The sequence below is a fragment of the Abiotrophia sp. genome, from assembly GCF_057275535.1.
The window spans coordinates 43,675-53,625 of sequence record NZ_DBHIRJ010000010.1 but is presented as its reverse complement, the minus strand read 5'-3'; the positions used below and the strand labels follow the sequence as shown (position 1 = coordinate 53,625).

The 9,951-nt window shown below is 47.5% G+C and carries 10 protein-coding genes; all 10 read left to right on the top strand.

Features of this window, described 5'->3' with window-relative positions; translation table 11 throughout:
* Window positions 1-80 precede the first annotated feature (80 nt).
* The 10 genes from ACO53F_RS08360 to ACO53F_RS08315 all read left to right on the top strand — a co-directional run bounded on the left by ACO53F_RS08360 (window position 81) and on the right by ACO53F_RS08315 (window position 9,844).
* Window positions 81-716 (top strand): hypothetical protein, encoded by a 636-nt coding sequence (locus ACO53F_RS08360; RefSeq protein ID WP_485138064.1) that lies wholly within the window; start codon window positions 81-83, stop codon window positions 714-716.
* A gap of 76 nt (window positions 717-792) precedes the next feature.
* Window positions 793-1,458 (top strand): CpXC domain-containing protein, encoded by a 666-nt coding sequence (locus tag ACO53F_RS08355; RefSeq protein ID WP_485138063.1) that lies wholly within the window; start codon window positions 793-795, stop codon window positions 1,456-1,458.
* Window positions 1,459-1,529: 71 nt separating this feature from the next.
* On the top strand, window positions 1,530-2,165 hold the full coding sequence (locus tag ACO53F_RS08350; protein WP_485138062.1) for a PepSY domain-containing protein: 636 nt from the start codon (window positions 1,530-1,532) through the stop codon (window positions 2,163-2,165).
* Window positions 2,166-2,282: 117 nt separating this feature from the next.
* Window positions 2,283-2,546 carry a type II toxin-antitoxin system Phd/YefM family antitoxin gene (locus ACO53F_RS08345; protein ID WP_485138061.1) on the top strand — a complete coding sequence of 88 codons (264 nt, stop codon included), beginning with the start codon at window positions 2,283-2,285 and terminating at the stop codon, window positions 2,544-2,546.
* Window positions 2,536-2,850, top strand: a complete 315-nt coding sequence (locus ACO53F_RS08340; RefSeq protein WP_485138060.1) for a type II toxin-antitoxin system RelE/ParE family toxin — start codon at window positions 2,536-2,538, stop codon at window positions 2,848-2,850. Before ACO53F_RS08345 ends, ACO53F_RS08340 begins: the two co-directional genes overlap by 11 nt.
* 211 nt (window positions 2,851-3,061) lie before the next feature.
* Window positions 3,062-4,798 (top strand): glycoside hydrolase family 13 protein, encoded by a 1,737-nt coding sequence (locus ACO53F_RS08335; RefSeq protein WP_485138059.1) that lies wholly within the window; start codon window positions 3,062-3,064, stop codon window positions 4,796-4,798.
* A complete protein-coding gene (locus ACO53F_RS08330) occupies window positions 4,798-6,093 on the top strand; it encodes an alpha-amylase family glycosyl hydrolase (RefSeq protein ID WP_485138058.1) in 1,296 nt (431 codons plus the stop codon). Before ACO53F_RS08335 ends, ACO53F_RS08330 begins: the two co-directional genes overlap by 1 nt.
* A 234-nt stretch (window positions 6,094-6,327) precedes the next feature.
* Complete coding sequence (locus ACO53F_RS08325; RefSeq protein ID WP_291429436.1) at window positions 6,328-7,578, top strand: extracellular solute-binding protein; 1,251 nt, start codon at window positions 6,328-6,330, stop codon at window positions 7,576-7,578.
* A 104-nt stretch (window positions 7,579-7,682) separates the two neighbouring features.
* The gene (locus tag ACO53F_RS08320) at window positions 7,683-8,990 is read left to right on the top strand and encodes a sugar ABC transporter permease (protein ID WP_485138057.1); all 1,308 of its coding nucleotides are present in this window, start codon (window positions 7,683-7,685) and stop codon (window positions 8,988-8,990) included.
* Window positions 8,991-8,992: 2 nt separating this feature from the next.
* A complete protein-coding gene (locus ACO53F_RS08315) occupies window positions 8,993-9,844 on the top strand; it encodes a sugar ABC transporter permease (RefSeq protein ID WP_298076798.1) in 852 nt (283 codons plus the stop codon).
* Window positions 9,845-9,951 lie beyond the last annotated feature (107 nt).

Sequence of the window (9,951 nt, the reverse complement as noted above, 5' to 3'; positions counted from 1 at the left end):
GCTAAACTCCTTCCGTTTGGCGGATTTTATGATAGAATAAGAGAGTAAAGTAGTAGCATTGTCGAAAAGGGGGAAGTACGATGCGGAAGAAGCAATCAATAGCGCGTCGTGGCTGGGCCATGTTAGGCCTGCTAGCCGTATTCCTATTGGGAATGGGGCAGCCAGTCTATGCCAAACCAGACTGGTCCGAGAGTGCTCCCTATATCCATTTCGTCAATTACCACTATGTGGGCAATGGGGTAGAGGGTGGCGCCCGGGATGTCATTATGGAATATTCGCCAGATGCCAACGGGATTTTCCAAATCTCTGTCCTGGAAGGGACCAACTCTAACTGTTATGTCTACCAAATTAGACAGGACGGTCTCTACGAACTCGCGCACTTTGACACCTATAGCGATGTGGAAGACAAGCGGACCACAGACGCTGCCAAAGACGATAAGTGGGCCTTAATTCTGCCGGCCGATTTGACAGTGGGCAAGGTCTACTATACCGGCTATGATAAGGCGGTTAAGAACACGGTGGTGGCCAATCCTATGACCTATGTCATCAATGGCAAGCGTTACGAGAACACCATTAAGGTGTCGCGTGAATTGCCAAATGGCACTATCTATCTCTACTATGCACCAAAAGCAGGCCTCATTGCAGTCGAAGATCAGGCAGGCAACCCTGAGTTTGTTCTGACTGAAACCTACGGCAATGTCGCCAACACCCGTTAAGTCAACTTCAAGATTCAGTTGCTCGCAACTGAATCTTTTGGTATATATAGGAAGTAAAAATTAAAGGAGTGACCTTATGACTCGACACCATACCTATCCCATGATTTGTCCTAACTGTAATCATACGCAAGATTTCCTAGCTTATGACAGCATCAATATTAGTGCCAACCCTGAACTCAAGCCCCTGGTCATGTCGACCGACCTCTTGGCTTTCCACTGTGACAACTGTGGCTACGACACCTTCGTCAACTATGGCTATCTCTACCATGACCCTAAGCATGTCTTCATGGTCTACTATGAACCTCAACCTGAAAAGCATGTCCAGATTGCCCACGACTTACGGACCATTTATTTCCGTGAGGAAGGCTATGTCCAACGCAAGGCAGGCTACCGTTTCCGAATTGTGCCGGAATTGCGTGATTTGTGGGAGAAGATTTTTATTTTCGAGGCGGGCCTGGATGACCGGGTAATCGAGCTCTTGAAATACTACCTTCAGGCCACCTTCCTGGAGCAGTATCCGACTGCCCAGGTGGAGCGGGTCCAGTTCTACGTGGATGGGGAGACAGGGCAGAAGCAATTCATTCTCATGCATGAGGATGACATTGTAGCCTTCATTGCCTTCGACCCAGATCACTATGATTTGATCTTAGAGCGTTGGGGCGACCGCATGACCCAGCACGAGTCCAACCTCCAACTCATGGTCAATGCCGAGTGGGTTGAGAAGCTAGTTTCGGAAGGATAGGGTTATAGGTTGACATTCTACAATTGTCGTGTTATCATAAAGGCAAGTTAAAAGTATAGGAGGTCTTTACTATGACACTGAAGAAAAAATTGACAACAGCCTTGGTGGCCCTCTCCCTAACTGCTAGCCTAGCTCCGAGCGTTTTGGCTCAATCCTCAAGCTCTAGCTCAGATTCTAGCTCAACAGCAGCCAATGCTAGTAGCAATGAGACCACTAAGCAAAATGCGACGACTTATGACCAAGTCACTAAGACCGCAGAAGAATTCATCAAATTCTACCGTGAGGCACATCCTAAGCAAGATTTAACCAATGTTGAATTGAAGTATGATGATGACTTGAAGTTCTATGTGGTAGAATTCGAAGCAGTCGATGACGAAAATGAATACGAACTCAAGATTAACGCTGGCACAGGCGCAGAAGTTGCTAAGTCTGAACAAAGCTTGGTAAAGGCTAAACAAGGGGGCGTAGAACGTCGCGAGGAAGGTCTTAACTTAGAGAAGATGAAGGAATTCAAGGACATCAAAGCTGCTGCCGAAGCAGGGGCCGATCTTAAGGACTTGAAGTTAGATCATTGGGACTTAGACCGTGATGGGACTGCGACTGTATGGACCCTGACCTACAAGAAAGGTGACATTGATGTTGAAGTCAAGGTAGACGCTCAATCTGGCCAAGTAGTTGGCGTAGAAGACGATCGCAAAGACGACTAAATTTAACTGAATGAGCAAGCAGGGACTGGGTCCCTGCTTTTTCTTTTCAAAAGAGGGAGAAATAATATTGCAGTGATGCGCTTATTATGATAGAATTAGGATAAAGGAGTGATAGATATGATTAACATTCGACCAGTATCTGATTTGCGTAATAAGTATCCTGAAATCGAAGCTATTGTACAAGAATCTCAGGCTCCAGTCTACTTAACTAAGAATGGATATGGTTCTATGGTCGTCATGAGCATCGAACACTATGCTAGTTTAACTGAGTCAGTAGAATCAGCTCTTGATATGGCCGATCAAATGGCTGCCCAAACGGATACCCGACTAGAACATGAGGAAGTCTTTTCAGACATAAGAAAGCGTATCGATGGAAAATAAGACTTATCGCATACAATATCTCCCTTTATTTAAGGAAGACCTGTCTGGCATTGTTGACTATATAACACAGGTGCTTCATAATCCGCAGGCTGCTGAACGCCTAGTGAATGAAGTAGAAGCTGCTATCTATAAGCGGCTTAAGGCACCTCTTGGACATGTCCCTTATCCTACGAAGACTAAGAGGCCTCATCCCTATTATCGAATCCAGGTCCGTAATTATAGTATTTTCTATGTTGTGAAAGATAAGACGATGGAAGTCCGGAGAATTATCTACAATAAACGAGATATCAAGAATTTGCTATAAATAGACTAGTTAATTAACCCGCCTCGAAGGAGAGGCGGGTCTTTGCATATTTACTAATAGTGAATAAAAAATTAAGTATGCCTCAGTAGTCAATCCTACCTTCTAAAATCCCCTCCTTAGGGCCATCTCGACTTGATACCGGTAACCGCTTTCTTTGTTCTTGTAATCAAACCGCAATTCTGCTAGCATGAGAGTGACAAGGAGTGACTTTATGGAATTAAGCAGTATTTATCATCGTCCTGAGTCGGAGTTTGCCTATCTCTACGACCAGGAAAACATTCACCTACGTTTGCGCAGTAAAAGAGGCGACCTAAGCAAGGTGCGAGTGGTCTTTCAGGATCCCTTCATGACCGATCAGGAAGAGTCCCAAATGACTCGCGTGGCTCAGACTTCGATCTTCGATTTCTGGCAGGTCCAAGTGACGGTGCCATATCGCCGTATCATGTATTACTTTGTCTTGGAGGACAGTCAGGGTCAGACCATGGTCTACGGCGATGATGGCTTCCATGAATCGGAGTCTGATCAGGATATCAACTTTGATTCTTTCTTCCGCTTGGCTTATCTGCATGAGAGCGAGCGGGCCAAGGTGCCGGAATGGGTCAAGTCTACTGTCTGGTATCAAATCTTCCCGGAACGCTTCAAGAATGGCCAACCTGAACTCAGTCCTGAGCAGACCCAGCCTTGGGATGCTAAGATTAGGCCGACCTCTGAGGATTTCTTCGGCGGTGACTTAGAGGGGATTATTCAGGAGCTGGATTATCTGGCAGACTTGGGCATCACGGGCCTCTATCTCTGTCCTATTTTCGAGGCGCCAACCAACCACAAGTATGACACCATCGACTATCTCAGCGTGGACCCGCATTTTGGCGATAAGGAAACCTTCAAACGCCTGGTGGAAGGCTGCCATGCCCGTGGCATTCGGGTCATGTTAGACGCCGTCTTCAACCACATCGGGGCCCATTCCAAGCAATGGCAGGATGTCAGAGAGCGAGGGGCGGATTCTCCTTACACAGACTGGTTCCACATCCACAAGTATCCAGTTGTGGACCCACTGACGCCAGGGGAGGTCCACCGGGAACAGGGCTTGACCTATGAGATGTTTGCCTTTGAAGGCCGCATGCCTAAGCTCAACACCCAGAACCCAGAAGTTCAGCGTTACCTCTTAGACATTGCCAGCTACTGGATTCGCGAGTTCGACATTGACGGTTGGCGTCTAGATGTAGCCAATGAAATTGACCATGACTTCTGGCGGGCCTTTGCCCAGCAAGTTCGGAGCATCAAGCCGGATCTCTATATTCTGGGCGAAATCTGGCACAACTCCCAACCTTGGTTGGAGGGCGACCAATTTGATGCGGTCATGAACTACTTGGGCACCACTCAAACCACCCGTTATTTCTTAGAACATCGCGGTTCTGCCCAGAAATTAGTAGACGCGGTCTTGAGCCAGCAAATGCTCTACCGTCGTCAACACAATGAAGTCATGTTCAACCTCTTGGATTCCCATGATACCTGGCGGATTCTCAGTCTAGCCAAGGGCAATAAGGACCGGGTCAAGGCGGCCCTGGCCTTCAACTTCTTGCAGTTGGGCAGTCCCTGCCTCTACTATGGCACCGAATATGGCTTAGATGGCGACCACGATCCTGGCTGCCGCAAGGTCATGCCATGGGATCCGGCTCAGCAGGACCAAGACATGCATGCTTTTGTTAAGGCTCTGATTGCCTTACGTCACCGCTACAATGACTGGATTATTCAAGGGCAAATTGACTATGAGGCCCTGGACAATGGGGTCAAGATTAGCCTGACCCACCAGGGCTCACGTTTGCTGGCCTACTTCAACCATGAGGGAAGTGTAAAATTCGACCAGCCGGCCAAGCTCTGTCTGGCTAATGGTTACCAAGACAAGTGTTTGGGACCTGATGGACTCATCATCTATGAGGAGGAAGTATAATGGCACACGATACAGCTTATGATTTACGTCGCAGCGTCATTTACTGCGTCTATGTTCGCAACTTCAGCCAGGAAGGGACCTTTGCAGGGGTTATTCCTCAGCTAGACCGGCTGAAGGCATTGGGCGTGGACTATATTTGGCTAATGCCCATTCATCCGCTAGGGGTGGAAAAACGCAAGGGCCGTCTGGGTTCGCCTTATGCCATTCAAGACTATCGGGCGGTCAACCCCGAGTACGGGACGCTGACTGACTTCGAGGCCCTCTGCCATGCCATCCATGAGCGGGGCATGAAGGTCATGATTGACGTGGTCTATAACCACACGTCACCTGACTCTGTCTTGGTCAAGACTCATCCTCAATGGTTCTACTATAAGCCTGATGGCAAACGTGGTAACCGGGTAGGGGAGTGGACGGACATTGTGGACTTGGACTACCAAGACCGAGGCCTCTGGGACTACCAAATTGAAAGTCTCCAATACTGGGCTCATTACGTGGACGGCTACCGTTGCGATGTAGCTTCTATGGTGCCCGTTGACTTTTGGCGGGAAGCCCGTAAGGCCGTGGCTCAAGTCAAGGACGATTTCCTTTGGTTGGCTGAGTCTGTCCATGCGGAATTCGTTAAGTCATTACGCCAAGAAGGGGTCGAGGCGGCTAGCGACAGCCAACTCTATGAGGCCTTTGACCTGACCTATGATTATGACATTTGGACAGCCTATGAACGCTATGTCCGCGGGGAAATCCCTCTGGACTGGTATCTGGAGCGCCTGTCCCTACAGGATATGATTTATCCTGACAACTATGTCAAGTTACGCAACCTAGAGAACCATGACCAGCCACGCTTTGCTAGCGTCATGCCACAAGGGGCTTCGCTGCGCCACTGGTTGACCTTTAGCTTGATGCAGCGGGGGACCAGTCTGATCCATAACGGACAAGAAATTGGCGCCAGCCATCTGCCTAATCTCTTCGACCGGGATCCTATTGACTGGCAAGGAGGGCAGGAAGACTTAAGCGACTGCCTAAGCCGTCTGATTGAGATTAAGAAGTCGGCCATGCCAGTCCAAGGGGCTTATGACTTGGTGGGGGACAGCGACTTAGACCTGGTGAAAATCTCCTACAAGCAGGCGGGCTACCAAGACCTAGCCTTGTTGGCGCTAGTCTCTCTCAAGGGCAAGTCAGGCGACCTAGCCGTGGACCTACCAGACGGGGACTATGTCAATGCCTTGACTGCAAAATCTGTGACCGTCAAGGAGGGCAAGTTGACCGTGGCAGAGGACCCGATTGTGATTATCTTATAATAGGAAAGAGTCAAGTGAGAATGGCCTCGCTTGGCTCTTTATTTAGTAGAATTAAGGCATCAAATTAGCCATAAACTAGGAGCCTTTACAAGCTAAGACTGGTCATATGTTTAGGATATAAGATGTTATCGGTAACACCAAAATTTAACTTGAAAGCCGTTTCGTTTTATTGCATAATAAACTTGTAACGTTTGACGAAAGCGTCAACATACTATCTTTAAGGAGGATTTCGTAATGAAATTTAACTGGAAAAAACTTGCAATCGGGACTATGTCTGCAGCTATGGCTTTAGCAGCATTCCCATTCGGCGCAGTGAAAGTTGCAACTGCCCAAGAAGCTAAATTGGTGATCTCTGGTGGGGGCTTAACTGACTACCTCAAAGCAAACATCAAAGACTTCGAAGAGAAAAACAACGTGAAGGTTGAAATCTCTGACAACACTGACATGTTCGGTATGTTAGATGCTTTAGCTTTAGACGGCCCTGCTGGGAACGGTGCAGACGTTTATATCGCACCTAACGACCGTGTAGGTGCTTTAGCAAAAGCTGGTCACTTATCAGAAGTGAAATTATTAGACGACGCTAAGTACGATGACAAAGACAAACAAGGTGTATCCATCGACGGTAAAGTATACGGTGCGCCATCTGTTATCGAAACCATCATCATGTACTACAACAAAGACTTATTGAAAGAAGCGCCAAAATCTTTCGATGACTTAATGGCTTTATCTAAAGACGACAAGTACAAGTTCGCAGGTGAAGAAGGTAAGAACGTTGCCTTCCTCGGTCAATTGACTAACTTCTACTTCAGCTACGGTATCTTAGCTGGTTACGGCGGTTATGTATTCGGCCAAAACGGTACAGATCCTAAAGACATCGGTTTGAACAACGACAAGTCTGTTGAAGCCATCAACTACATCAGCGACTGGTACAAGAATGTATGGCCAAAAGGGATGTTAGACGTTAAGTCTTCTTACGACTTCATGAAACAATCCTTCATCGAAGGTAAGACTGCTGCTATCATCACTGGTCCTTGGGAAGCTAAAGCTTTGAAAGATGCTAAAGTTAACTTAGGTGCTGCTAAATTACCTTCATTACCTGGCGGTAACGAGTACAAACCATTTGCCGGCGGTAAAGCATGGGTTATCTCAGAATACTCAGAAAACAAAGAATTGGCTCAAAAATTCTTAGACTGGGCATCTTCTGAAGAACAACAAAACAAATTGTACAAAGGCTTCGGCGAAGTTCCTGCTAACCACGTAGCACGTGAAGCAGCAGCTAAAGACAATAACGAAATCACTAAAGCGGTAATCGACACCTTCGCTAACGCAGTTCCAATGCCAAACATCCCACAAATGGCTGAAGTATGGCCAGGTGCTGAAAACTTAATCTTCGACGCAGCTTCAGGTAACAAGTCTGCTAAAGAAGCAGCTGACGCAGCGGTAGAATTGATCAAACAAGCGATCGAACAAAAACACGGCGAATAAGCTGATAACTATTCACTCAAGCTGAATGACCTGGTAGCCATCGGCTACCAGGTCTTTTTGCAAGAGAAGCGCAACTATTAGTATATTGAAATGGAGGTATTATTATGGCAGACACGGTTGCACCGCGTCAAGATGAGCGTAAAGCCATGAGCCTGTCTCTGATTCCAGGTCTGGGACAATTCTATAATGGCCAAACCCTCAAAGGGATTATCTTCCTGGCTTTGACTGCACTCTTTATCTTTGAAATGTTTACCTTCGGTTATGGCGCCCTCGTGGGCTTTGTGACCTTGGGTTCCGTTCCTAAGCAAGACCACTCCCTCTTCCTCTTAATTCGTGGGAGCTTGCAAATCATCATTACCATTATCTTCTTGGCCTTCTATGGGGCTAACATCTTAGACGCACGTTCCATCGCTCGCAAGATCAACAAGGGCGAGAAAATCTCTAAGACCTTGAAGGAAATGCTCCACAACATCTATGCGGATGGTTTCCCTTATCTCTTAATTATTCCATCTTATATCTTTATGGCCTTTGCCATTGTCTTCCCAGTATTGGTGACGGTATGTACAGCCTTCATTAACTATGACTTCAAACACACGCCACCTGCTAAACTCTTAGACTGGGTAGGGATTGAGAACTTCTGGAACATCTTCAACCTCTCAACCTTCCGTGATGCCTTCATGGCGGTCTTCACTTGGACCTTGGTATGGACCATCTGTGCGACCACATTACAAATCGTGATTGGGGTCTTCACTGCCATTGTGGCTCACCAACCATTTATCAAGGGTAAACGTATCTTCGGGGTTATCTTCCTCTTGCCTTGGGCGGTACCAGCCTTCATCACAATTATGACCTTCTCTAACATGTTCAATGACTCTATCGGGGCCATTAACACGCAGGTTATTCCATTCTTGAACCACTTGATTCCATTTGTGGATCTACCAACCGTGGCTTGGAAGACCGATCCAAACTGGACCAAGGCAGCCATTATCATGATTCAAGCTTGGTTAGGTTTCCCTTATGTCTATGTTATGACCACTTCTATCCTACAATCCATTCCTGAAACCCTCTATGAGGCAGCGAAAATTGATGGGGCAGGGGCTGTCAAACGCTTCACCGCCATTACCTTACCGGTTATCTTGTCGGTGGCAGCACCAATCTTCATGACCCAATACACCTTCAACTTCAACAACTTCTCCATGATCTACCTCTTCAACGATGGGGGTCCAGGTTCTGTTGGGGGCGGTGCCGGGTCAACCGACATCTTGATTTCTTGGATCTATAAGATTACCACCGGTCAATCACCACAGTTCTCCATTGCGGCGGCCTTGACCTTGATTATCTCCTTGATTATTATCTCGGTATCCTTATTCGTCTTCAAGAAAACCAACGCCTTTAACATTGAGGAGGCCTAATCATGAAAAATTTGACTAAATCAGCGAAATTTTCCCGTTATGTAGGCCAATTTCTGACCTACTTCTACATGGTTGTCCTCTCCATCGTCATTATTTACCCGCTCTTAATCACCGTGAGTTCGGCCTTTAAGGCGGGGAACGTGACCGCCTTCTCCCTAGACTTAGGGATGCAATGGTCCTTGGACAACTTTACCCGTCTCTTCAACGAGACCAAGTACCTCTCTTGGTACCGTAACACCTTATTCGTTGCGACGACTACCATGGTAGTGCAAGTCTTCGTTGTGACCTTGGCAGGTTATGCTTACAGCCGTTACAACTTCATGGGCCGTAAGAAATCCTTGCTCTTCTTCTTAATCGTGCAAATGGTGCCAACCATGGCTGCCTTGACCGCCTTCTACGTTATGGCTGTCTTGCTCAACGCCCTCAACCAATTCTGGTTCCTCTCTCTGATCTACATCGGCGGTGGGATTCCAATGAACACCTGGTTGATGAAGGGTTACTTCGATACCGTGCCTTACGACTTGGATGAATCTGCTAACCTTGACGGGGCAGGCCACTTCCGGATCTTCTGGCAAATCGTCTTGCCATTGGTACGTCCAATGATCGCGGTTCAAGCCCTCTGGGCCTTCATGGGACCATTCGGGGACTACCTCTTGGCTAAGTTCTTGCTGCGTAAGGAAGAGTCTTATACTGTCGCAGCCGGTCTGCAAACTCTGATTGCGGACCAACGTAACCAACGGGTTGCGCTCTTCGCGGCCGGTGCGATCTTAATCGCCGTGCCAATCTCAGCCCTCTTCTTCATGTTACAGAAGAACTTCGTGACCGGTTTGGTCAACGGGGGGACCAAGGGCTAACATTAGCACTTTATGGGGCAGGAAGCTTTTCCTGTCCTTTTTGTTTAGAGGGGGAAGTCTTCCCTCATATCCTCTCGGCCTGGTTTTCCAGCCGGTGCCTTTATGGT

Excerpts from the sequence above, each read along its gene's own strand:
- ACO53F_RS08345 (WP_485138061.1), top strand. The coding sequence starts at position 2,283 with ATGATTAACATTCGACCAGTATCTGATTTGCGTAATAAGTATCCTGAA.
- ACO53F_RS08320 (WP_485138057.1), top strand. The coding sequence starts at position 7,683 with ATGGCAGACACGGTTGCACCGCGTCAAGATGAGCGTAAAGCCATGAGC.
- ACO53F_RS08340 (WP_485138060.1), top strand. The coding sequence starts at position 2,536 with ATGGAAAATAAGACTTATCGCATACAATATCTCCCTTTATTTAAGGAA.
- ACO53F_RS08315 (WP_298076798.1), top strand. The coding sequence starts at position 8,993 with ATGAAAAATTTGACTAAATCAGCGAAATTTTCCCGTTATGTAGGCCAA.
- ACO53F_RS08325 (WP_291429436.1), top strand. The coding sequence starts at position 6,328 with ATGAAATTTAACTGGAAAAAACTTGCAATCGGGACTATGTCTGCAGCT.
- ACO53F_RS08330 (WP_485138058.1), top strand. The coding sequence starts at position 4,798 with ATGGCACACGATACAGCTTATGATTTACGTCGCAGCGTCATTTACTGC.
- ACO53F_RS08355 (WP_485138063.1), top strand. The coding sequence starts at position 793 with ATGACTCGACACCATACCTATCCCATGATTTGTCCTAACTGTAATCAT.
- ACO53F_RS08335 (WP_485138059.1), top strand. The coding sequence starts at position 3,062 with ATGGAATTAAGCAGTATTTATCATCGTCCTGAGTCGGAGTTTGCCTAT.
- ACO53F_RS08360 (WP_485138064.1), top strand. The coding sequence starts at position 81 with ATGCGGAAGAAGCAATCAATAGCGCGTCGTGGCTGGGCCATGTTAGGC.
- ACO53F_RS08350 (WP_485138062.1), top strand. The coding sequence starts at position 1,530 with ATGACACTGAAGAAAAAATTGACAACAGCCTTGGTGGCCCTCTCCCTA.